Here is a 23,076-nt window from a genome sequence, read left to right as displayed (position 1 = left end):
AAGTCATAAAAGAGGATGTTATGGCAAAAGAAGTATTAAGAATTGAAGATCTTAAGCAGCACTTTGTATCTGGTAAGGGACTGTTTAAGAAAGGCTACACCATCAAAGCCGTTGATGGTGTGTCGCTATCAGTAGGTGAAGGTGAGACCCTTGGCCTAGTAGGTGAATCAGGCTGTGGTAAAAGTACCCTAGGCCGTACTATTTTGAAATTGTACGAGCCAACAGAGGGTAAGATTTTCTTTGAAGGCAAAGACATCACCAAATTGTCTGTGAAGCAAATGCGCTCATTGCGTAAGGACATGCAGATTGTCTTCCAAGACCCAATGGAATCGCTAAACCAACGCCATACGATTGGCATGATTCTCGAAGAGCCGTATGTGATTCACAACATCGGTACGTCTGCAGAGCGCAAACAGTGGGTGAAAGAGCTACTGGTTAAAGTTGGCTTGCCAGAAACCGCGGTAAACCGCTATCCGCATGAGTTCTCCGGTGGTCAGCGCCAACGTATTGGTATTGCTCGTGCGATTGCCCTTAAGCCTAAATTGCTGATTTGTGATGAGTCGGTATCCGCGTTGGACGTATCGGTTCAAGCGCAAATACTAAACCTGCTGTTGCAACTGCAGCAAGAGATGAACCTTGCGATTATCTTTATCTCGCATGACCTGTCTGTTGTGAAGCATGTATCTGATAAGGTTGCGGTGATGTACTTTGGCAAAGTCGTGGAAGCGGGTAACGCGAAAGAAATTTACGCGAACCCTCAGAACGATTACACCAAGAAGCTGTTGTCGGCGATTCCAATCACGCATCCTAAGTATCGTAAGAAAAAGCGCTTGGCAGAAAAAAAGCAGCAAGTGGCGTAACGCCACCATCCAAATAAAACGAACTAATAAGATAAAAGCGCTCCACTTGGTTGGAGTGTTTTTATTTCCGATGATTTTCTGTCTTCAGCTTATTTAAAATAGCGTGCTACACTGCAAACTTATTCCTTTGATTTGTTTGGATAGTTGGCCATGCCGTCGCATTTACCTAAATCATTCAGTCGTCCCTTTCTGAAAGTCTTTCATCTGCTCGAAGCTGTGCTTTTGGTCGCCATTACTCTGGCAACTGTGTGGGCGATGGTGGAAGAGTTTGTCCATATTTACGTCCAGAAGCGTGTTGCACTCGATGACATCCTATTAATGTTCATCTATCTGGAAGTGCTCGCGATGGTTGGGCAATTCGTAATGAACGGTAAGATACCGGTTCGATACCCGATCTACATTGCTATGATGGCGATTGCTCGCTATATCACGCTTGGTATGAAAGAGCTCGACTCCGTGATGATAGTATGGCTCTCGTTAGCCGCGTTTATCTTGGCGGCGGCAACCTTGGTTATTCGAGTAGGCCATCATTATTGGCCGTATATAGATAATCAAACCGCTGAAAAAGACGAATAACGTGAAGCCTCGCTCAATGCGAGGCTTTGTTTTTGTGTGAAGGGAAATCACACCTTGATGGCGTGGGGGTAAAAAAGTGTAAAGTCATCTCAAGCCATCTTGTTTCTTGCCTTGTTGATGAGTATCTTCACGCTAACCTTTTCTAACTGCTTTGATGAGAGATTGTGATGCTAGCGAAATGCACATCGACAATGTATTTTCTGCTGAGTGTCTTGATTGCATTTGCGCTTTCAAGCGGTATTGCTCGTGCAGAAGTGCCATCAATCGCAGCAAATCACATGACATCAGCAACAGAGTCTTTGCATATCAGTTATTGTGATTTGACCTTTAGCTCGGCAGAAAAGAGTGAGCCGGGGTGTTGTGAGCCGGGCGGAACATGCTTTGAGAAGCAGTGTTGTTCCCATGGTCACGCATCGGGTACGGCTGTTGTCGAAACTCAGCCAAGATCTTATGAAACTCCATTCCGAGATGAGTTGGCGGTAAGCAAAGCCGCGCTCTACACCAGTGCAGACATGCACTCTCACTATCGCCCTCCGATAGCTTAATTCCTATCTCGCAGCGTTTCGCTGCCAACAATGTTACTGCACGAATTGTCGTGTGAATTTGTTATGTGTGTGAATAGCTTTCTATTTGCACCATCCTGTGATGGGAATGAAAAATGAAAACCAATCTAATTGCTCGTACTGAGCACCTTGCTGCGTACCTACCAAACCTTGTTATCAACCGACAAGCGGGAGGTCGCCATGACGTATAAGCATTTACCAATTATCTTGTTTGTGTCTGTGTGCTTGATTTGGGGCACCACTTGGTTTGCGATGGAAGTGGCAGTGCAAACTATTCCACCCATCTTTGCTACCGGTCTGCGCTTTCTGATTGCAGCGCCGTTATTAATCATGTTGGCGAAACACCTCAAACAACCTCTGTTCTTCCCGAAAGGCAAAGTGTTCTGGATGTTTGTGGTCGCGATTTTCTATTTCGCGATTCCGTTTACCTTGATGATTTTTGGTGAACAATACATTTCATCGGGTCTTGCTTCGATCATCTTCGCCAACATGCCGATTGCGGTGATGATGACATCGAGCCTGTTCCTTGGGCTTAGGTTGCGTAAATCTCAGATTGCTGGTCTTTTAGTCGCGGTGTTGAGCTTAGTTTTGATTCTAGCGAAAGAGATGAGTTTAGGTGGCGAGGATTACCTACTGGGCTTTCTCGCTTTAGGTGGGGCGGTCGCGATTCATTCGGTGATGTACGTGTTTGTTGAAAAGTTCTGTAAAGGCATTCCAGTGCTGACTTACAACGCCTTTCCAAGCTTTGTTGCCTCAGCGTTGCTCTTCATTACCTCATTGATCGTCGAGCAGCCGGATCTTTCTCAGTTCTCGATGGATTCGATTACCGCTGTGATTTATCTCGGTATGTTTGCCAGCGTTGGTGGCATTGTGGCGTACTTTAAGCTTGGACAAGTGTCGACGCCGTTTACCGCCTCTATCTGTTTTCTGTTTTTCCCGTTGATTGCGCTTAGCCTTTCAACATGGATTGCGGGTAACAGTTTGTCGTTGGTTTCTGTCGCTCTACTGCTGCCATTATTGGGCGGTATTTTTGTGACTAAAGCTGAGCCTACTTTCTGGCAGCGTTTTCGCCTCAAGTCTGCAGATCAAAAGCCTGTGCTATGTGAGCATTGTATGAAGAACATCAACGCTTAACACCGACTAAACACCATGAAAAAGCCCCATTTGATTGGGGCTTTTGACGTAATGCTATTTACCTTGCTCGTTACGCAGATACATGATGGCAACCATGCTAAAGCCAATAAATTGCCATAGATATTGTCCATCACTTGCACCTGTAATGGTTTGGGTGAAAGCCATACAACCCGTTACGAACAGAGATGCAAAAGCCGCATAAAGTAGCCACGGACGTTCTTTACCAACCATAAACTCGCCTGCCAGCACCGAGCGAATCACCAATAAAAACGGTAAGCACTGCAAAGCAATGAGAATCGGGAACATAAAGTCAAACGTTGGGCTCAGCAGTGCATGACCGACTTGGCTTTTATCCCACGTTCCAACGATATAACCTTTCCAGCCAGCCCAAGTATCACCTGCATAGGCGGTATCAGGCGTTATGATGCCAAGCAGCACGCCCATCACTTTATCGATAAAGCCATTTTTGAACCAAAAGACGAACAGAAAGATCTGGATTGGAATGATCTGAAAAGCAAACTTCTTCAACATGTGTGTATCCCAAGAAATGAATGATTTGGTTTACAAGTATGTGGAAGGTGCGTTTGTTACGCTTGATGCAAGGCAAGCGAGTTGAACTCCAAACAAAAATCAAACATCCAGAATACCCATCAGCATTGGGGAGGCTGACTTAACAATAGGCGAGAGCTGCGATTTTTCACTCCGCTTTATTTGAGACTATTTTGCTGTTTGGAATAGGTTTGCTTTTTGTGAAGATTCAATAAGATCAAATAGTTGCCCGTTATGTTCTTTTTTCATCTCAGTATAGCGTTGGTAATTGTATTGCGAGCCTTTCGGGTTATCTGCGAGTTTGTCAGCCACACTGAGTAAGTAAAAACTGATTGGGCTTGGTGTGCTTTCTGCTGCGTAAAACAAGTACGGGAAGGCTTGATTCGGGTGCTGGTTGATAAGCAAAGCGAGCCCCAAAGTGAGGTTGGCAATATCACAGCGTGGGTTCAGTTCGAACGCCTGCTTAGCTGAGTGAAGTGCCTGTTCTCGGTCTTCTTGTTTGTGCTCGCGTAAGTAAGCTAAAGATTCAGAGTAAGACAACAAAGCGCTGACCAAATAGCTGTCTCGCCCTTGCTGTTGAATCGCATTAAGCTGCTGAGCAATATCCGAAAAAGCGGGACCTCCCTTACCTTGGTAGAAAAGAGAAATCCCTTCAGAGATCACTTTCCAATCGTTATAGTTACTGATGGACGTCACGCGGTGGCTAGCCACTTCGTAATCGGAACTCATTGGTGCAATGATGGCTTTGATTTCTAAAATCACATCACCGATAGCATCGAAGAAGTTATCTTGGTTAAACGTCTTCTCTACCTTTTGGCTCTGGTTGGGTTGATGGTTGTTTTGCACCAAGACGCTAAGCACATAATTGCCATCTACTTTCTTCATCCAGCTTTTGAGCTCAACACCATGGTTGGCAAGAGACTGCTTACTTTGTTGGGATAACTGAGAATAGTGATAACCGGATAGGTTTTTGGCTGAATTTAGCCCATAGAAGAGATAGTTATATACGCTTTCTGCCATTTCAAAGTTGCTGGTGGAATCAAGCGTAATATCATGAATATAAACGGGCACTACGTCACTTTGTTGTGCTGTGATTACCGTTGTGTCATCAGTGGTGTCACCATTTTGTAATGCCCAAGCCACAATAAGCCCAGCCGTTAGGATAGCCGCTACAGCTAAACCCATACGTTTGTTTTTAGGCTTGGCGGTACGAGTAAGAGGAGTAGATTCTTCAGGGATCGGAGTGCGCGTTATGTTTTGCTCAGTCACTTCTATATCAAATAAGTAACCTTGCTTAGGAATGGTTTGAATGATGCGATACGGACGCGTTTTGTCTTGAAGCTGACTGCGCAGTAAGCTAATGACTTGTCTCACCAAGTTGTCGGAAACTTGCGTCCTTTGCCAGACATCATTGGCTATTTGCTGGGTACTCAGCACTTTCCCACGGTTCTCGATAAAGTAGCTCAGCAGTCTTGCTTGTAACGGCTCTAAATGAATCTCCTCACCATCAAGTATCAACTGATTTTTATCAGGATAGAAAGAAATAGGGGAGTCATGTTGCAGGACGAAGCAATGCGGACGAGTCATAGCGATTCAATGGTTTAGAAGTAACCACACAAGACTATTGGTTTTATATATAGGAAGCAAGGGAAGCATTAGCAAATAAAAAGCCCCGCAGTGCGAGGCTCTTTAGATATCTCATCGAGGTCTTTTATTATTCGATGTTCTGGATCTGTTCACGCATTTGCTCAATCAGAACTTTCAGTTCAACACCTGATGCGGTGATGTCTGTGCTGATTGATTTTGACGCTAGCGTGTTCGATTCACGGTTGAACTCTTGCATCATGAAATCTAGACGACGACCGACTGCGCCACCTTTCTTCAGGATGTTTGTGGTTTCTTTCACGTGAGAATCAAGACGATCTAGCTCTTCTGCTACGTCGGATTTCTGTGCCAGAAGGATAAGCTCTTGTTCAACGCGAGATGGGTCTAGCTCTACTTTAGCATCTTCAAACTTCGAGAACAGACGCTCACGTTGCCATTCTAGGATTTCTGGCATGCGTGCGCGCACTTTCACAACTTCTGATGTGATCGCTTCTAGGCGCTGTTCGATAAGCGCTTTCATGTTGTCGCCTTCACGGCCACGCGCTTCGATGAACTCGCTGATTGCTTCGTCAAAAGCAGCAAGCAGTTCTTTGTTAACTTCATCCATGTTTTGCTCTGGCGTTTCCATCACACCAGGCCATTGCATTACTTGGAATGGGTTGATGCGGCTCAGCTCGCCAGTCATGTGCATCACTTGCTCAGCGGCTTTGATCACTTGGTTTGCCAGTGTTTCATTGATGCTTAGTTCAGCTTTTGCTGCTGGGTTCGCTTCAAAACGCAGGCTACATTCTACTTTGCCGCGTGCTAGGCGCTTACGAAAACGCTCACGCAGTACTGGTTCAAGAGCGCGGAACTGCTCTGGCATACGGAAGTAAGTTTCTAGGTAGCGTTGGTTTACACTGCGGATTTCCCACACTGCGCTACCCCAATCGCCTTTCACTTCTTTACGCGCGTACGCTGTCATACTGTAAATCATTGAATTTTCCTGTCTTCTAATTTGCTGAAAATTACCCCGCAATAGTAGCACAGCAAGATGGCAGTGGCTTTGCTATTCTGAGTCGAGATTGTCCAGATAGCTTTATTTAAACGATTCCGTTATAATCTGCGCCCAACCAAATCGTCTTCTCCTCATTACTTAAGGTAGATGCCCATGCGTCCAAACGATCGCAAGGCGGATCAAGTTCGCCCAATCAAAATTACTCGTAACTACACAGCTTACGCTGAAGGCTCAGTGTTAGTTGAATTTGGTAACACCAAAGTGTTGTGTAATGCGACCGTTGAAGAATCTGTGCCTCGTTGGCTTAAAGGTCAAGGTAAAGGCTGGGTAACGGCTGAATACGGCATGCTACCTCGTGCGACTCACTCGCGTACTCGTCGTGAAGCAGCGAACGGTAAGCAAGGCGGTCGTACTATGGAAATCCAACGCTTGATCGCACGCAGCCTACGCGCTGTGGTTGATCTACAAGCAATGGGTGAGTTCATGATCACAGTTGACTGTGATGTTATCCAAGCAGACGGCGGCACTCGTACAGCATCTATCAGCGGCGCAAGCGTTGCAATGGCAGATGCGTTCCAACACCTAGTCGATAGCGGAAAGCTAAAAGCAAACCCAATGAAAGGACACGTAGCGGCAGTTTCAGTTGGTTTGCTAGGTGATGATGTTCTGTGTGACCTTGAGTACGTTGAAGATTCAGCGGCAGACACAGACATGAACGTTGTGATGACAGAAGAAGGCAAGATGATTGAAATTCAGGGCACCGCAGAAGGTGAACCGTTCAGTCATGAGCAGCTGATGGCTCTGCTAGAGTCGGCGAAAGTCGGCATTACAGAAATTGTCGCAGCGCAGAAGGCGGCGTTAGCCAATTGATTTAGATAGCTCCCATTATGGGGGCTATTTTTTTATCTCCGTCGTATATGAATCTACAGCGTTGTTCGCTGCGCTTTTCTACCCTAATTACATAGAAGACTATGCTCATAGGGATAGAAAAACTTGCTGCCTAGCTGTAAATCCATCTACTTAGGAGATAACGCATTAGTGTTTATTAACTGCTTGGGGATATGGATACCAAGCCTGTATTTAGAGAGAAAATAATGAAAGCATACCAGCGTGAATTTATTGAGTTTGCACTTGAGAAAGAAGTTCTTAAGTTTGGTGAGTTTACTTTGAAATCTGGCCGTAAAAGCCCGTACTTCTTTAACGCTGGTCTTTTCAATACTGGTCGTGACCTAGCGCGTCTTGGTCGTTTTTACGCTGCAGCGCTTGCGGATTCAGGCATTGAGTTTGATGTACTGTTTGGCCCTGCGTACAAAGGTATCCCAATCGCGACGACAACAGCAGTAGCGCTAGCGGATCACCACGACATCGACACGCCTTACTGCTTCAACCGTAAAGAAGCAAAAGACCACGGCGAAGGCGGTAACCTTGTAGGCTCGGCGCTTGAAGGTCGTATCATGTTAGTAGATGACGTAATCACAGCAGGTACCGCGATTCGCGAATCAATGGAAATCATCCAAGCAAACGGTGCGGACCTAGCAGGTGTGTTGGTTGCGATTGACCGTCAAGAAAAAGGCAAAGGTGAGTTGTCTGCGATTCAAGAAGTAGAGCGTGACTTTGGTTGTGCAATTATCTCAATCGTAAGCCTGACTGACCTTGTGACTTTCCTTGAAGAGAAAGGTACAGACAAAGAGCACCTAGAAGCAGTAAAAGCGTACCGCGCAGAATACGGCATTTAATTGTTCTTTCATCATTAAAGAAAAAGGGGCTGGTGGATATCCATCAGCCCCTTTCTTTTGTCTTTATCATTTACTTGTAGCGAATGCCTTTTGGCGCAGTTTCATCAGCCATTGTTTTGTAGCGTTTGTGCAGCCACATCCACTGCTCAGGTGCGCGAAGAATCACTTCTTCCACAAAAGTGTTCATGTAGGCCGCTGCTGCAACTTCGTCTTTTTTCGGGTAGTCGGCCTCAATGCACTTATCAGCGATGATTTCATACTTGCCATCTTCATTACGGAAACCAGAACCCGGAATAATCGAGCACTTAGACGTGTAAGCCAGAATGCTGGTGCCAGTTGTAGTACAAGCGTCTTCAACTGCGAAGAAAGGCACGAATACTGACTTGTTACGACCGTAATCGTGGTCCGGTAAGTAGAACAAACGCTCACCGCTACGTAGAACACGAATCATCTGTTTAACGTCTTTACGATCAATCAGCTTGTTGCCGTTGTGTGTGCGCCCCCAGTACTGAATGAAGTTGTACGCAGGGTTGTTGTGCGGACGAAATGCGCCGTAACCCGCCACGCCAAGTACTGCAAAGGCACGCGCCGTGATTTCAAGATTAAGTGCGTGTACGCAGCACAGCAGTACGCCTTTGCCTTCTGCATTTTTCTCATGCAGAGCGCCTAGGTCTTTCTCGACAATCAGAGTTTTGAAACGCCACGTTGGCCAGAACCAAGTGATGCCGGTCTCGATCAGCGCCATACCGGTATTCTTGAAGTTCTCTTCAACGATGTGTTGGATCTCTTCAGGCGTTTTATCTGGGAAAGCCAACTCAAGGTTACGTGTCGCAACATGGACACGACCTTTGCCGTAACGCATACCAAGGTGACCAAGCGTGCGACCTAACGACAGCAACATGCGGTATGGAAGGATATTGACCACGATAGCCAAAAAGCCAAAGCCGAGCCAAACACCCCAGTTACGAGGGTGGAGAAGGGAAAGAGAAAACTCCGGCTTAGTGAATTTGTCTTTACTCATAATCTCTACTTAATTTGTGCGCTAAGAAGTGCCCAATACTCGTCAAAGTTCGCGGTTGGTTGGTATTTGAAATCACTACGAACAAAGCGGTTCAAGCTGCCTTCAACTTGTCCTAGGATTTGAGCCGCCAAAATGCGCTCTTCCACTGGGAACGATTTGCCTTCACGGATCTTGCGTTCACGAAGGATCTGACGAAGCTGTGTTTCAATGCGTTCAAACAGTTGGTTGATGCGATCGCGTAGGCGCTCATTTTCAAACATTAGAGCATGACCAGAAAGAATGCGTGTCAAACCTGGGTTACGTTCGGAGAATGCCAGAATAAGGTGCATTACCATGCGAATGCGCTCTAGTGTGTCTTTCTCATCATCCAAAATACGGTTGATGCGTGTCATCAGTGCTTCTTCAATGAACTCAATCAAGCCTTCAAACATGCGAGCTTTACTTGGGAAGTGGCGGTAAAGTGCCGCTTCTGAAACACCGACCTGCTTCGCTAATTTTGCCGTAGTAATGCGTGAAGCGCCTTCTGTAGATTCAAGCATCTGCGCGAGAGCTTGCAAGATTTCTTCACGACGATTGGATTTTTTACTGCCGGCCATTTAGTTACTTCCTTTCAAAATACAAAGTTGAGCGGAGGGGATTATAAGACGCTCTTTGGCATCAAACTAGACCAGTGAGGAGGTAATGGGAGCTTTAACACCCTCACTTGTCATGTTTGTACCAAATTTGTGCCAGTTTTCTATGAAAAGCGAATGGCAATTACATCAATTCGTGCATTTTTTCCAAAATTCTGAAACTTAGCGCTTCTTTGGATTCTAGTGCCAACGCCTGCTCGCCTTCTGGCCAGAATAAAGTGATGGCGTTGTCGTTACTGTTAAAACCTTGGCCTTCAACAGAAACATCGTTCGCACAAATCATATCGAGGTTTTTCTTTACCAGTTTACCGCGAGCGTAGGTTTCTACGTCATTGGTCTCTGCTGCAAAACCAACTGTGAATGGACGTTGCTCAGTCATATTGGCGACGGTCGCTACGATATCAGGATTCTTGACCATGTTGATGGTCATCTGATCGTTGTTTTCGGTCTTTTTCAACTTTTGAGACGCCACGTTTTCTGGACGGTAATCGGCTACGGCGGCGCAGCTAATGAAAGCATCGTGGCTAGGCGCGTGAGCCATTACTGCATCATGCATCTCTTGTGCACTTGCAACATTGATACGCTCAACACCCGCTGGCGTATTCAAGCTGACAGGTCCACTGACTAGCGTGACTTTCGCACCTAGTTGTGCTGCTGCATTTGCTAGTGCAAAGCCCATCTTTCCTGAGCTGTGGTTAGAAATGTAACGCACTGGGTCAATCGCTTCACGAGTTGGACCTGCGGTGATCAATACTGATTTTCCTGCCAATAGTTTCGGTTGGAAGAACTGCTCACACAGATGCACTAACTGCATTGGCTCTAGCATTCGACCAGGGCCAACATCGCCACATGCTTGCTCACCGGCCGCAGGGCCCCAGATGTGCATACCACGGCGTACCAGTGTCGCGATGTTTTCTTGAGTTGCGACATTGCGGTACATCTGTTGATTCATTGCTGGAGATACCGCTACTGGTGAATCTGTCGCAAGCACTAACGTGGTGAGCAAATCATTACCCATGCCTGCTGACATACGTGCAATCAAATCTGCGGTTGCAGGAGCAAGAAGAACCAAATCTGCCCATTTTGCCAGTTCAATGTGACCCATTGACGCTTCTGCTGCTGGGTCTAACAAGCTATCCGACACTGGACGCCCTGAGACTGCTTGCATGGTTAAGGGAGTAATGAACTCCTTCGCCGCTTTGGTCATCACTACTTGAACTTGCGCGCCTCTTTCTATTAGGCGACGGGTTAGCTCCGCACATTTATACGCGGCAATACCGCCACTGATGCCGAGTAGAATTTTCTTTCCTGCTAGTGTTTGCATGTGAGATCTCCAATTTTTCTGGCGACGAGTTTAGCACAACTGAATCTCTCATCGCCCAAGCAAATCTGATGAGAAGCTAATCCATATCAAACTACAGAATATTAATTGCTGAGCCTTATATAAAACTTTTGCTTACTTCACAGACAATCTTTGTCCGCTCTGCAAGATAGAGGGGGAAAAATAACAATAATGAGGTAGTGGAATAAGATGGTGCTGAAAAGTCGAAGTAAATTGCTGCTGGTGACTCTGATCCCTTTGTTGTTGATCACCACATTGATCTCGGTGGTCTATTACATCAACGGCAGTAATAGCTTAGAAGCAGAATTGGCTCGGGATAGACAAGAGTTAATTGATACACGCAAGAAAGAGCTGCAAGCCTACATGATGATGGGGGTTACAGCGATAAAGCCGCTTTACGATACGGACGTAAACGGCAATAACAAACAAGCGGCAAAAGAAATTCTCAAAGCGATGCGTTTTGAAAGTGACGGTTATTTCTTTGCTTATGATTCGAAAGGAGTTAACACGCTGCATGCGATTAAGCCGTCCCTAGAAGGTAAAAACCTTATCGGTTTGAAAGATGAAAATGGCGTAGCAGTGATTGGCGGGCTGATTGATGCATCTAAGAACGGCGATGGCTTCCTTTATTTCTCTTGGCATAAACCAACCATCGATGCGCAAGCACCAAAATTAGGTTATGCCGAATACCTGTCTAAGTGGGACTGGGTGCTTGGTACGGGCATCTATATTGATGATATTGATCAGCAAGTGGCGATGCAGCGTGAACTGCGCACACAAGAGTTGAATGAACATACGCTCTCTGCGGTAACCATCTCGGTCATTGGTCTTATTATCACTAGCGTGCTTACCAGTATTATCGTGTCTAAAGGCATTCAACCACTACAGCACATTGCCGCTTCTTTACAAGATGTGGCTGCGGGGGGCGGTGATCTGACGGCTCGTTTGAAAATCGAAAGTAAAGATGAAGTCGGTGAGGTGGCCTCGGCATTTAATGAGTTCATGGATAAGCTGCATCCGCTTATGCAGGACATCCAACGTTCTGCCAATACAGTCCAAAGCGTCTCTGGACAATTGGATCAGCAAACCTCTCAAGCCAGTGCTCAAATGCAAAACCATTGTCTAGAAACCGATAAGGTGGTGACGGCCGTAACACAAATGAGCATGACGGCAAAAGAAGTCGCGAGTAATACCAATGCTACGGCGCAGGCGATTGATGATGCGAACGGACAAGTTACTGAAGCGCAGCGCGAAGTCGATCAAGCGATTGATGGCATTAGCAAGTTAGTCGATGAAGTGAACAGTACCTCTGAGGCGATTGCAGAACTGAGTCAACAGACCGAGCAAATTACCAAGGTGCTCGATGTGATTGGAGAAATTGCCGAGCAGACCAACTTACTCGCATTGAATGCAGCGATAGAAGCTGCGCGTGCCGGTGAACAAGGTCGAGGTTTTGCCGTGGTGGCTGATGAGGTTCGCTCGCTAGCAAGCCGAACGCAGAACAGTACTCATGAGATTGGCGATATGCTCAAGCAGCTACAAACAGGCGTATCAAGAGCTGTCACTACCATGGCGGCGAGCCAAGAGCGTGGAGCTAAGACGGTCGAAGAGTCCTCTATGATTCAGCAATCGCTGTCTGGCGTGCATCATTCTATCGGAACTATTCGAGATATGGGTATTCAAACCGCTTCTGCAGCAGAAGAGCAGAGTGCGGTCGCTGAGGACATCAACCAGAATCTAGTGGCGATTCAGCAAATCGTGAATCGCATTAATGACACGCTTCAGCATGCGCAAGGCATCAGTACTCAGTTGTCGCAGTCAGGATCTGAAATTCACGATCTGGTTGGAAACTTCAAGCTTTGATGGATCGCTCTATTACATAGAAAAGCAGTGGTTAACGAAAAAAGCGAAAGTCAGGTTCGACTTTCGCTTTTTATTTTGTGCAATAGGCGCTCACATATAGAGAGAACCGCCTAATGACACTGAAAACCTTGCCCAACGAGTCCATGCCCAGAGAGAAATTACTTAAACGCGGACCACAAGCGTTGTCGGATGCTGAATTACTGGCTATTTTTCTGCGTACTGGCACGCAAGGTATGAACGTCATCGAATTAGCGGACTTTCTGCTCCAAGACTTTGGATCGCTTCGCCAGTTGTTTTCTGCTTCAGAGAAAGAGTTTTGCCAACATAAAGGGTTAGGGCAAGCGAAATACGTGCAGTTACAAGCCGTTTTGGAAATGACGCAACGCTATTTAGCCGAGACATTAAAGCGTGGTGATGCGTTAACCAGCCCAGAACAAACCAAACTTTATCTTTCTTCTATATTAAGAGACCGACAAAGAGAGGCTTTTTACATTCTTTTCTTAGATAACCAACATCGGGTGATAAAAGATGAGATTTTATTCGAAGGAACACTCGATGCTGCATCGGTTTATCCGAGAGAAGTCGTCAAACGCGCCTTGCACCACAACGCCGCTGCATTGATTTTGGCTCACAATCACCCGTCAGGTGTGGCGGAACCTAGCCAAGCAGATAGAAGGATTACCAGACGTTTAATCGACGCTTTAGCGCTGGTGGATATTCGAATTTTGGACCATTTCGTTATCGGAGATGGGGAAAGCGTCTCTTTTGCCGAAAGAGGTTGGATATAACTGTGCGTTTTTTAGGTTGTTAGTTGCTAAAAATCTGCTATCATCCTCGCCACTAAATTTTTAACTGAATTCAGCTTGGACTGCTAGAAAAAACCTGCTGTCTAAAAAAAGATCACGAAAACCTGTAAAAAGGATCTGTTCGGGTCTTGAGCAATGCATATCAAGTTAGTATAATGCGCGACCTTTGATAGCCTTGTATGGATTTTCCATAGCGGTTCTTAACCTCTAACTTCTTTCCAAGAAATAGAGAGGTTCGGCCACCAAGGTTGATATCGAGCTGAAACGATTTTGGAGAAGACATTCATGTCACGAGTATGCCAAGTAACTGGTAAGCGTCCAGTAACGGGTAACAACCGTTCACACGCACGAAATGCTACTAAGCGTCGTTTTCTGCCGAACCTACAAACTCATCGTTTCTGGGTAGAGAGCGAAAAACGTTTTGTTAAACTACGCCTATCTGCAAAAGGTATGCGTATCATCGACAAGAAGGGTATTGATACTGTTCTTGCTGATATGCGTGCACGTGGCGAAAACGTTTAAGAGGAAATAGGCAATGGCAAAGAAAGGCGTTCGTGAGAAAATCCGTCTAGTATCTTCAGCAGGTACAGGCCACTTCTACACAACTGATAAGAACAAGCGTAACATGCCAGGCAAATTTGAGATCAAGAAATTTGATCCAGTTGTACGCCAGCACGTTATGTACAAAGAAGCTAAAATCAAATAATTGGTTTTATCTCTTTGATGATTTGAAAAACCCAGCTTTCGAGTTGGGTTTTTTATTGCCTAAAATTCCTCCATCTCCTCTTCATTTCTATCCTCACCACGTTTGAATACAGATGTTCTAGTCAAGATTGATGAGCTTTGATAGTTTGTCTCTAACTACTTGAGATTAGGAACCGCTATGCGTGTAAGTCCGGCTCGCCGCCGTCGTTGGAATAACATTCTTATTCTAGGCATCATCGTATTTATGCTGATCCTCAATGCACCAACATGGATCAAATCTTACCTTATTGAAGAACCAGCGGATCCTTATCCAAACTTGCTGCGCTCCGATCATGACGTCAGTGCTATCTACTATGCCGGTTGGGAACTAGATAAGCAGAATGGCCAATGGCAATCGAACATTAAAGCCAATATTCCCGTACAAGAGCTTGTGACTCGTTGGCAGTCATTGGAAGGTACTGAGCTGACACCAGAGCAATACGAGCAGTTAAAGCCGCGTTTATCATCACCGGAAAGCATCGAAATTTGGTATCAAGGGCTTGAGGAGCCACAACGAGTGACCTTCTATCGCCTTGACGATTTTTGGTTGTTTAAAAACTGGCAAGGGAAATGGATTGCGATTTCTGTCGATGGCAACTACATCATGCCCAAGTAACTTAATAGCTAACTAGCTTGATCCCAAGTAACGCTATTGCCAATAACCCTTTGCGTCACCAGTATTTGTCTTAGCTTTTTTCGATTATGCTAACCAACCAATATCAAAGTTCTTAGCGTTGTAAGGAGAATCAAATGCCTGAATTACCTGAAGTTGAAGTAAGCCGAATGGGCATCAGTCCACATATGATTGGCCAAACGATCAAAGCATTTGTATTCAGAACTCCGAAGCTGCGTTGGGACATTCCTCAAGAGCTGAAAAAGCTAGAAGGGCAAGTGATTCGTAATATCAATCGCCGCGCTAAGTATCTGTTGATAGAAACGGACGAAGGCACCGCGATTGTTCACTTAGGCATGTCGGGGTCACTGCGTGTGCTTGATGCAGATTTTCCTCCAGCGAAGCACGATCATGTGGATCTCAAACTGAGCAATGGCAAAGTGCTGCGCTACAACGATCCCCGCCGCTTTGGCGCATGGCTGTGGAGTGCGCCCAATGAGCCACACGCAGTTTTAGGTCATATGGGACCAGAGCCTTTAACTGAAGAGTTCTACGCGGACTACGTAGCAGAGAAAGCCAAAGGTAAGCGTGTTGCGGTTAAACAGTTCATCATGGACAACAAAGTCGTCGTCGGAGTCGGAAACATCTACGCCAACGAATCATTGTTTAAATCACGCATTCATCCCACTCGCCCTGCAGGTAAGCTAACCAAGAAGGAGTGGCAATTGCTGGTGGAGAACATCAAAGCCACGCTAGAGATCGCCATCCAACAAGGCGGAACCACACTGAAAGACTTCGCCCAAGCAGATGGCAAACCAGGTTACTTCGCACAAGAGTTATTAGTTTACGGAAAAGCCGGAGAGCCATGCCCAGAATGCGGCGAAGCTCTCCAAGAACAAAAGATAGGCCAACGCAATACCTTCTTCTGCGGGGAATGTCAGAGGTAGGGCTTTGTGTCTTCTTAAAGTTTTTACTAGAGCACTTTAAACGAGGATATAGAGCCAAGTGAAAACTGCGAGAGCAAGGCTCACCATAACTGCGGCGGAGCCAATGTCTTTAGCTTTGCCGCTAAGTTCGTGATGCTCAGTGCCTATGCGATCGACAACGGCTTCTATCGCTGAGTTGACCAATTCAAACAAAAATACCAGCACTAGAGAGGCAATCATTAAGATTTGCTCAACTTTGCTTATATCTAGGTAAAGAGCAATCGGGATAAATAGTGCAAGAAGTACTAACTCTTGCCGTATTGCAGCTTCGCTCTTGAATGCTGATTTCAAGCCTTTAACAGAGTACCCTGTTGCTTTCAGGATACGTGTTAATCCTGTGTTTTGAGGTTTGCCTTTTTGGCTAGTCATTAGATTGCTTCTGTCCTGATTGTTCAAAGTACTTATCAGCAACCATTAATGAGATTAAGTGTTCCTGTTTAGCGTTTTTGAATTGAGATACCCACTGGTTAGCATTGTGAATAATATCTAACGCCTCTTTAGTGTGGTTATTATAGTATTCCATTTTTTCAATTAGATCGGAGAAGTCATCTTTTACCTCCACATAGTGAAAGCCTGGAATCAATTTTCCTTCCATAAACCAAGTTTCATAACGCAGTTTTGGTGTAAAGCATAATGAGTTAGAAGACATGATCCATTTCAAGTTAGTTGCAACGTCTTTCCCTTCGAGACTAATGATGTATCGGTACTCGAGTTGCTCATCAATAGTCATGGAGTCAGTTAAGTAATCGCGTTGTTTTCCTTCGGCAATATGATGATCAACTCGCCCAACATTGCACAATGGATGATGAAAATATTTCTCAAGCAAAAGTTTTCGATTGGGTCTGAACCCAGCTCCACGCCATACCGCCATCTGCTTCTTGTTTAAGAATGGTATTTTGTCTTCAACAAAATTATAGTGGCGGATTGCGTTTAGCTTAAGCAAAATAGAGTTACTGTTTTTGCCATTGATAGGGCGACTTTTTACGAAGCTAGGCTCATCTGGAACATCAATAACATCGCCATTGACGTATTTGAATTGAAAACGCTTAGGGAAGTGTTTTACTACTCTTAGTAGGTCGTAATAATAGGTTCGTCCACCCGTCTTCTTAAAGTCACTAACTCTTGTTGTTCCATCGGCTGTCAATTGAAAATTTGATTGGGATTTGCAGTAGTAATCCCTTCTTTCCTTCAAGTAGCCCTTGTTATATTGACTCTTGCTATTCAATATCTTTTTTAGAGAGTAACGATAAAAAAAGGAAGGTAAAATCCCCAGCAAGCTATTAATAAAGTAATACTTAATCTTTCTCATTGTGATTTTATTTTATTGATGATTGCAAGGTTGACTGCTTCAGGAACAAATTGAGCCACACTACCTTTATGAATTGCGACTTCTCTTACAATGGTTGAGGATAAGAAGGCAAATTCCTCTGAAGGGGTAAGGAAGATACTTTCGAGGTCTGGAAGTAGTTTCCGATACATACTCGTCAAGCCAAACTCATATTCGAAGTCCATAGTTGTGCGTAATCCTCGAATTAAAACGTTAGCTTCCTGTTGTTTTGCGAAGTCGACTAATAATCCACTAAAACCAACCGCAGATACATTAGGCAAGTGGCTACAGGATTGTTCAACCAATTTAACTCTTTCTTCTAGGCTGAACATTGTTTTCTTAGATGGGCTAGCTGCAACGCCTATGACAACGGTATCAAACATACCAGCGGTGCGTTCAATAAGGTCTAGGTGCCCATTCGTTAGCGGATCAAAGGTTCCAGGGTAGATGACTTTTTTATTCACAGGTATAGTTACTTTTTTTCGTGGAATCGGATCATTATATGCCATCACCTCTGATAGTACATATCAATTTGGCCTCAGCTTTTGGAGGCGGAGAGGTTCAAACTCTTAACTTGATCAAAAACCTGCCAAGCGATCGACAGATAGTAATTGGCAAGAAAAACTGCCCTTTTCTTGAGAGGTTGAGTGAAGAATTACCTAACATTCAAGTGATGGGAACTATAAAGGCTATCGTCGAGTGCCGAAAGAACTCAACAAATACTGTTATTCATGCTCATGACGGGCGGGGAGCGCATTTGGCTCGAATCATCTCAATGATGTCTGGTTGCCCATACTTGATTACCCGCAGGGTCAATAAGTTGTTGAAAGGTAAACTCTCAGAGTCCACTTATCGCAAGGCCGATTATGTTGTCGGTATCAGTAAAAAAGTAGCGAGTAATCTTTCAGGATTAAACTCGAATGTGTCAATTATTTACGATAGCTACTCTAATTTACCGTCAAATGAAGATGAAGAGTTGGTGCTGCAAGCATATTCAAACAAGTTTGTTGTTACTCAAATAGGAAGCTTGATTGATATAAAAAATGTCCCATATACCATAGAGCTTGCAAGGCTGGTAGAGAGACAATACCCAGATATTCATTTTCTCATTGTAGGTGAGGGAAAGTTAGAAGAAGAATTAAAGTCACAAGCACAAGACCTGTCTAACGTAACATTTTTAGGCTTTACTCCTTACATATCATCTGTACTGTCAATCACTAATCTATTAATCATGCCTTCTAAAAATGAAGGTTTAGGTTCTTCGATTTTAGAAGCTTATCAACATAATGTTCCTGTCATTGGATCTAATGTCGGCGGAATACCAGAAATCGTTGAGGTTGGTCAGTCTGGATTTTTAGTGGGTTTAGACAACGGACCTGAAGAGGCGGTGGTCCATTTAGAACATATGCTTACGGACAAATCGAATTATGCAGCTTTAAGGGAAGGGGTTAAGGCGATTAAGAGAAAATATAGCCCTGAAACAATGGTTCAGAGCTATCAATCTATTTATAACCAACTGGTTACCAAACCTTAGAAAAATCCTCGTTTTCTAATACCTTTGGATCTCTTTGGAATTCCAACAAACGAGCGTACTTTAGGTAGCTACTCATTGTTGCGCTTAAAGCAACAGTGAGCCCATCACTTCCTCCGAGGAAGCCGCGTTTGATAATATATGCGCGGAAAAAGGCAGACAGGCCGTGAGTGAATGGAGAAAATGCATTCGCTCGCTTTCCTTTTTGATACATGATCTTGGCTGCTCTACCGCTAAAGTCGCGCCCTGGTTTTGAAAATAACTGCCCTAGATTCTCAAAAGAGTAATGAATCAAGTCTGAGTTGAGACGCTTAGGATTTTTAGCTTGCACAGAAGCATGCTGTTTTACTTCTGCAAAGCGAGTTTTCTGCTTGTTATAAAGCCTAATACAGTAGTCAGGGTACCAGCCACATTGCTTAATCCACCTTGAGCCAATGTAGTTTCGACGTCGAAAGGCAAATGCATCGTGTGAGGTGTTAGTTAGGTCAAGGCTCTTAATTTCGGCGACAGCTTCTTCTGTCAAGCGTTCATCTGCATCAATACTGAGTATCCAGTCATTGCTCGAGAAGTCTAAGCCGACGTTTTTTTGAAATCCATCACCGAGGTATGGTTGATGGATCACTTTCGCGCCAAGTTTGGTTGCTAATTCCACCGTGTTGTCTGAACTGTCAGAGTCGACGACGATGACTTCGTTACAAACTTGCTGTAGGGATAGAATACACTCTTGTACATTCTTGGCTTCATTTAAGGTGATCACTACACCTGTAATCATAATATTCTGACCTCTAATTAAGCTTGTGGGTAAGTGTAGTTGCTTTGTAGTTTGAAGTCGCCAACCAGTTTATTAAACATAGTAATCACGTCTTTTGATTGGATTCTATGCATCGCGTTCTCATCATGTACACGCTTGCGCCAACTTAATTCTTGGCTACTCTTACCTGTCTCGGACAATATTGCTTCTTCATAAACGGAAACGACATACTCTAAGTAGTGATATGGACCGACACGTAGAGGATTGTGATGAGCATAAAGTCCTATAACCGGTGTTTGCATTGCACTTGCAATGTGCGTAGGGCCAGTGTCAGGTGCGATAACCATATCCACCATATCGATTAGAGCTAGCATTTGCATGATAGAGCTTTTGCCTACTAAGTTTAAACAAGGTTCAGATAACTGTGCTTGAACTTCACTTGCTAGAACGATTTCAACTTTTGCTGGGCTGCCCGCTAAAATAATATTCCAACCCAAATTTCGAGCATGGTTGATGACATCAACATAGCCTTCTGCATGCCAGTTTTTATAGGCTTTACTCGCACCAGGAACAAGAAGCAAGTTAGGTTTGTTCGTTTGTAGATGTGACTGAGCCCAAGACTTATCTTGTTCTGAATATGACAAAGACCATTGCAGATCTGATTGAGGGACGCCAATTTTGTGAGCAAATGCCATTAAGCCGTCAGCAACATGAAGAGAGGAAGGGGATGTGACTTTGGTGTTTGTAAACAAAGTCTGAAAGTCTTGACTTCGATCTGCAGAAAAGCCAAGTTTGTATTTTGCTTTAATTCCAAGTGTTGCAAAACTTGCTCTTAACGCATATTGCATATGCAACAATGCATCAAACTCACGGCCCTTTAATTGCTTCCAAAGGGCCTTATAGCCTTCTATACCACTCTTCTTATCAAAGGTTAAGATCTCGATTCCTTCGATAGCCATCAGTAGTTGAGCTTCAAGTTTACCTGTAATCCAGGTGATTTTCGTTTGTGGCCAGTGTTTTTGAATCGCTTGGACAGTGGCGATGGTATTACAAACATCACCAATTGCAGATAATCTTAAAATACACAGTGATTTTGGTGCTGATTCAAACAAAGGCATAGGGTAGTGCTCTAGCAAATTGATTAATAAGAATTATGCAGTTGGGCTGAGGGAATGTAAAATAAAACAGAGCAAATAGGTAGGTAGGTGGGATGCAAACGCTTAAGTTTGATAATCAACTGATTTGGTTTGATGAATCTGTCATTTCTCAAGAGCAAGTAAAGTTTGCTTTTGATGCAAGCTACTGGCAGAAACAAGGTAGAGTTATAGGCAGTGCGGTTGGTCGAGGCACTACTTGGTTTGTTGAACTTGACTCTATTCAAGCGGCGTTGCGTCACTATCGCCGTGGTGGTTTGCTAGGCAAGTTAGTTGAAGATAGCTATGTGTATCTTGGCAGTGAGAATTCTCGGAGCTATCAAGAACTAGAGCTTCTTCGTAAGCTAAGAGGTGCTGGTGTTAACGTACCCCGTCCGATTGCTGCTCGAATGGTTAAACATACCTTTACTTATAAAGCGGACTTAATAAGTGAAAAAATACATAACGCAAAGGATTTATCTGAAATTTTAAAGTCTAACTGTATTGATAGTGACTTATATTCTGCGATAGGTAGACAGATCGCAATAATGCACAATGAAAATGTTAACCATACAGATCTAAATATTCACAATATACTTATTGATGGGGATGATACTGTATGGCTGATTGATTTTGATAAGTGCTATATACAGAGTGGCGAAAAGTGGAAAGAAAGGAATTTAAACAGGCTTTTGCGCTCTTTTCGTAAAGAATTAGAAAAAAGTTCTATTCACTGGGAAGAGAGACATTTTGACTATATAGTTTCTGGGTATCAAGAAACTATAGACTTTTAATATCTGGACGATGTAGATGATAGTTTACTTTGACTAGGGTGATATAGGTGTAGTGGTGAAGATTAGTAAAGAGCAAGTCTCAGAAAAAATAGATTCAAGGTTTCATAATAAACTTAGTAGTTCTCAATATGAAATTAAAACAATTCCAGCAAGAGAATTGCTTTCTCATAGACGTGTGGATATCTATGTCAAAATGAAACTTGCTGAGGCTTGGCTTAACTCTGATAGCGAACGTGAGAAATACTATCAGAATTTGTATTTGGAAACTATTAAGATCTTCACTAGAAACTCTTTTGTTGAACCTGGTGACAGCAATAAATCGAGTGCCCAAGATTTCGTAGATAGTTTTAAAGCGTTATTCTGTGAACTGCAGGAAAACTATGATGAAGATTTACATTATATCCCCATCTCTGGGAACAACACCCCGTTAGATGGCGCTCATCGTATTGCGATTCTAGCTTTGTTAAATCGAAACGTTAAGGCAGTGGTTGTCAATGAGGTAGAGGCTGAATATGGCCTAAAACACTTTGAGAAGCACGGGGCTAATATAGACGTGATTCAGAAGTTGGCAACAATCGCTTTAGATTTTGATTCAACTCTGCGAGTCGCGGTGGTGTGGCCAAACGGAGTGCACAAGTACAAAGATATTATAAAGGAATACGGCGATGCTCTCGTGTACACATACTCGCTGAATTTGAGTAAAAATGGCATCAATACTCTATGTGCGATCGCGTATAAAAATGAAGAATGGACAGGGAAGAGTGGAGAGGCTTGGCAAGGCGCAAGGCGAAAAGGAAAACATTGCTTTAAATTTGGTCAACCTACAAAGTTCATGATCTTTGAAACGCGAGGAGAGGCGAGAGATATAGAATTAAAAGAAAGTATTCGGAAAATATGTGGTGGTGGCAAGCATTCGATTCATTCAACAGATAATGTTGAAGAAACAAAAGATATAGTCAAAATCACTCTGATGCCCTTTGCAAAAGTTATTTTGAACAAACTGAGATTAAAAACAGTCGCTAAATGCATTAACTCACTTGATATTGATTACAAAAACCAGAGTGTCTTTACCGGCAGCATAGCTCTAGAGCTTTTTTCAATGCGAGAAGCAAACGATATTGACGTTATAAGTATCGACGCCAACGTTAAACACTCAGAAGAAGTTGGGTTACACAATGATTATATGCACTGGTACCCAAGCGATTTGATTTTATACTTCGAAGACCCATCATTAACTTATAATATAATGGGCTATAGGTTTATATCGTTGAACGAGGTTCTAGGATTTAAAACCAATCGCGATGAAAACAAAGATAAGCGAGATATCCGAGCAATAAACTATTTTAAAGCTAAAAATGGAATAGTAAGTGAAGATTACAAAATGAAGTTTAAAGATAAGCTTTACTTCTTTAAACTGTCGATTAAAAAGAGAAGAAAAGAGCTGAAGAAGAAAATAAAATCAGCTTTTAAAAGTAACTAAATATAGTTTATTGTTCCTAGAGCTAACTCTAAG

26 protein-coding genes are annotated in these 23,076 nt (G+C 43.9%); 15 read left to right on the top strand and 11 right to left on the bottom strand.

Features of this window, described 5'->3' with window-relative positions; all coding sequences use genetic code 11:
• Positions 1-20: 20 nt before the first annotated feature.
• The 4 genes from ACLIIY_RS14225 to ACLIIY_RS14210 all read left to right on the top strand — a co-directional run bounded on the left by ACLIIY_RS14225 (position 21) and on the right by ACLIIY_RS14210 (position 3,133).
• A complete protein-coding gene (locus ACLIIY_RS14225; RefSeq protein ID WP_009707948.1) occupies positions 21-860 on the top strand; it encodes an ABC transporter ATP-binding protein in 840 nt (279 codons plus the stop codon).
• A gap of 150 nt (positions 861-1,010) precedes the next feature.
• Positions 1,011-1,436 carry a phosphate-starvation-inducible protein PsiE gene (locus ACLIIY_RS14220; RefSeq protein ID WP_010650185.1) on the top strand — a complete coding sequence of 142 codons (426 nt, stop codon included), beginning with the start codon at positions 1,011-1,013 and terminating at the stop codon, positions 1,434-1,436.
• 167 nt (positions 1,437-1,603) lie between these two features.
• Entirely contained in the window at positions 1,604-1,981 is a 378-nt protein-coding gene (locus ACLIIY_RS14215; RefSeq protein ID WP_434527793.1) for a hypothetical protein, read from the top strand.
• 198 nt (positions 1,982-2,179) lie between these two features.
• Positions 2,180-3,133, top strand: a complete 954-nt coding sequence (locus ACLIIY_RS14210; protein ID WP_434527792.1) for a DMT family transporter — start codon at positions 2,180-2,182, stop codon at positions 3,131-3,133.
• Positions 3,134-3,187: 54 nt separating this feature from the next.
• Here the strand turns inward: ACLIIY_RS14210 and ACLIIY_RS14205 are convergent, their stop codons facing one another.
• The 3 genes from ACLIIY_RS14205 to ACLIIY_RS14195 form a co-directional block, all read right to left on the bottom strand.
• On the bottom strand, positions 3,188-3,664 hold the full coding sequence (locus ACLIIY_RS14205) for a hypothetical protein (protein WP_199449585.1): 477 nt from the start codon (positions 3,662-3,664) through the stop codon (positions 3,188-3,190).
• 186 nt (positions 3,665-3,850) lie between these two features.
• Positions 3,851-5,269 carry a winged helix-turn-helix domain-containing protein gene (locus ACLIIY_RS14200; protein WP_434527791.1) on the bottom strand — a complete coding sequence of 473 codons (1,419 nt, stop codon included), beginning with the start codon at positions 5,267-5,269 and terminating at the stop codon, positions 3,851-3,853.
• Positions 5,270-5,396: 127 nt separating this feature from the next.
• Positions 5,397-6,263 (bottom strand): YicC/YloC family endoribonuclease, encoded by an 867-nt coding sequence (locus ACLIIY_RS14195; protein WP_039841297.1) that lies wholly within the window; start codon positions 6,261-6,263, stop codon positions 5,397-5,399.
• A gap of 174 nt (positions 6,264-6,437) precedes the next feature.
• On the opposite strand from ACLIIY_RS14195, the gene rph reads away from it, so the two are divergent.
• Together rph and pyrE are read left to right on the top strand one after the other, a co-directional pair.
• Entirely contained in the window at positions 6,438-7,154 is a 717-nt protein-coding gene (rph, locus tag ACLIIY_RS14190) for a ribonuclease PH (RefSeq protein ID WP_005430192.1), read from the top strand.
• A 224-nt stretch (positions 7,155-7,378) separates the two neighbouring features.
• Positions 7,379-8,020 (top strand): orotate phosphoribosyltransferase, encoded by a 642-nt coding sequence (pyrE, locus tag ACLIIY_RS14185; protein ID WP_005379384.1) that lies wholly within the window; start codon positions 7,379-7,381, stop codon positions 8,018-8,020.
• Positions 8,021-8,090: 70 nt separating this feature from the next.
• Here the strand turns inward: pyrE and ACLIIY_RS14180 are convergent, their stop codons facing one another.
• The 3 genes from ACLIIY_RS14180 to coaBC form a co-directional block, all read right to left on the bottom strand.
• Complete coding sequence (locus ACLIIY_RS14180) at positions 8,091-9,041, bottom strand: Kdo(2)-lipid IV(A) acyltransferase (protein ID WP_005430198.1); 951 nt, start codon at positions 9,039-9,041, stop codon at positions 8,091-8,093.
• Positions 9,042-9,046: 5 nt separating this feature from the next.
• Complete coding sequence (slmA, locus tag ACLIIY_RS14175) at positions 9,047-9,637, bottom strand: nucleoid occlusion factor SlmA (RefSeq protein ID WP_005434407.1); 591 nt, start codon at positions 9,635-9,637, stop codon at positions 9,047-9,049.
• Between the two features lie 160 nt (positions 9,638-9,797).
• Entirely contained in the window at positions 9,798-10,997 is a 1,200-nt protein-coding gene (gene coaBC / locus ACLIIY_RS14170; RefSeq protein WP_434527790.1) for a bifunctional phosphopantothenoylcysteine decarboxylase/phosphopantothenate--cysteine ligase CoaBC, read from the bottom strand.
• Between the two features lie 207 nt (positions 10,998-11,204).
• On the opposite strand from coaBC, the gene ACLIIY_RS14165 reads away from it, so the two are divergent.
• The 6 genes from ACLIIY_RS14165 (at position 11,205) to mutM (ending at position 15,988) form a co-directional block, all read left to right on the top strand.
• Positions 11,205-12,878, top strand: a complete 1,674-nt coding sequence (locus tag ACLIIY_RS14165) for a methyl-accepting chemotaxis protein (protein ID WP_334422631.1) — start codon at positions 11,205-11,207, stop codon at positions 12,876-12,878.
• 113 nt (positions 12,879-12,991) lie between these two features.
• A complete protein-coding gene (gene radC, locus ACLIIY_RS14160) occupies positions 12,992-13,666 on the top strand; it encodes a RadC family protein (RefSeq protein WP_038893810.1) in 675 nt (224 codons plus the stop codon).
• Between the two features lie 303 nt (positions 13,667-13,969).
• The gene (gene rpmB / locus ACLIIY_RS14155) at positions 13,970-14,206 is read left to right on the top strand and encodes a 50S ribosomal protein L28 (RefSeq protein WP_005384783.1); all 237 of its coding nucleotides are present in this window, start codon (positions 13,970-13,972) and stop codon (positions 14,204-14,206) included.
• A gap of 13 nt (positions 14,207-14,219) precedes the next feature.
• The gene (rpmG, locus tag ACLIIY_RS14150; RefSeq protein WP_004410866.1) at positions 14,220-14,390 is read left to right on the top strand and encodes a 50S ribosomal protein L33; all 171 of its coding nucleotides are present in this window, start codon (positions 14,220-14,222) and stop codon (positions 14,388-14,390) included.
• A gap of 177 nt (positions 14,391-14,567) precedes the next feature.
• A complete protein-coding gene (locus tag ACLIIY_RS14145) occupies positions 14,568-15,044 on the top strand; it encodes a hypothetical protein (RefSeq protein WP_005434400.1) in 477 nt (158 codons plus the stop codon).
• A gap of 134 nt (positions 15,045-15,178) precedes the next feature.
• On the top strand, positions 15,179-15,988 hold the full coding sequence (gene mutM / locus ACLIIY_RS14140; RefSeq protein ID WP_434527789.1) for a bifunctional DNA-formamidopyrimidine glycosylase/DNA-(apurinic or apyrimidinic site) lyase: 810 nt from the start codon (positions 15,179-15,181) through the stop codon (positions 15,986-15,988).
• Between the two features lie 36 nt (positions 15,989-16,024).
• On the opposite strand, the gene ACLIIY_RS14135 is transcribed toward mutM, so the two are convergent.
• The 3 genes from ACLIIY_RS14135 to coaD are packed head-to-tail and all read right to left on the bottom strand — an operon-like array spanning position 16,025 to position 17,863.
• Positions 16,025-16,396, bottom strand: a complete 372-nt coding sequence (locus ACLIIY_RS14135) for a diacylglycerol kinase (protein ID WP_045379261.1) — start codon at positions 16,394-16,396, stop codon at positions 16,025-16,027.
• The gene (locus ACLIIY_RS14130) at positions 16,389-17,336 is read right to left on the bottom strand and encodes a glycosyl transferase family 90 (protein ID WP_434527788.1); all 948 of its coding nucleotides are present in this window, start codon (positions 17,334-17,336) and stop codon (positions 16,389-16,391) included. The genes ACLIIY_RS14135 and ACLIIY_RS14130 overlap by 8 nt, the downstream gene beginning before the upstream one ends.
• Complete coding sequence (coaD, locus tag ACLIIY_RS14125; protein WP_206771020.1) at positions 17,333-17,863, bottom strand: pantetheine-phosphate adenylyltransferase; 531 nt, start codon at positions 17,861-17,863, stop codon at positions 17,333-17,335. The genes ACLIIY_RS14130 and coaD overlap by 4 nt, the downstream gene beginning before the upstream one ends.
• Here coaD and ACLIIY_RS14120 point away from each other — a divergent pair.
• Positions 17,857-18,888, top strand: a complete 1,032-nt coding sequence (locus tag ACLIIY_RS14120) for a glycosyltransferase family 4 protein (RefSeq protein WP_434527787.1) — start codon at positions 17,857-17,859, stop codon at positions 18,886-18,888. The genes coaD and ACLIIY_RS14120 overlap by 7 nt on opposite strands.
• Here ACLIIY_RS14120 and ACLIIY_RS14115 read toward each other — a convergent pair.
• Together ACLIIY_RS14115 and ACLIIY_RS14110 are read right to left on the bottom strand one after the other, a co-directional pair.
• Entirely contained in the window at positions 18,875-19,657 is a 783-nt protein-coding gene (locus ACLIIY_RS14115; protein ID WP_045379271.1) for a glycosyltransferase family 2 protein, read from the bottom strand. The genes ACLIIY_RS14120 and ACLIIY_RS14115 overlap by 14 nt on opposite strands.
• A 17-nt stretch (positions 19,658-19,674) precedes the next feature.
• A complete protein-coding gene (locus ACLIIY_RS14110; RefSeq protein ID WP_434528556.1) occupies positions 19,675-20,748 on the bottom strand; it encodes a glycosyltransferase family 9 protein in 1,074 nt (357 codons plus the stop codon).
• 98 nt (positions 20,749-20,846) lie between these two features.
• Between ACLIIY_RS14110 and ACLIIY_RS14105 the strand changes: the two genes are divergently transcribed.
• Entirely contained in the window at positions 20,847-21,563 is a 717-nt protein-coding gene (locus tag ACLIIY_RS14105) for a 3-deoxy-D-manno-octulosonic acid kinase (RefSeq protein ID WP_199438242.1), read from the top strand.
• A 55-nt stretch (positions 21,564-21,618) separates the two neighbouring features.
• The gene (locus tag ACLIIY_RS14100) at positions 21,619-23,043 is read left to right on the top strand and encodes a hypothetical protein (protein ID WP_434527786.1); all 1,425 of its coding nucleotides are present in this window, start codon (positions 21,619-21,621) and stop codon (positions 23,041-23,043) included.
• Positions 23,044-23,076 lie beyond the last annotated feature (33 nt).

This window comes from Vibrio sp. K4 (genome assembly GCF_051122595.1).
Classification (GTDB): domain Bacteria; phylum Pseudomonadota; class Gammaproteobacteria; order Enterobacterales; family Vibrionaceae; genus Vibrio; species Vibrio owensii.
Note: the sequence above shows the minus strand (reverse complement) of the source record. Positions and strands in the feature narration are given on the sequence as shown.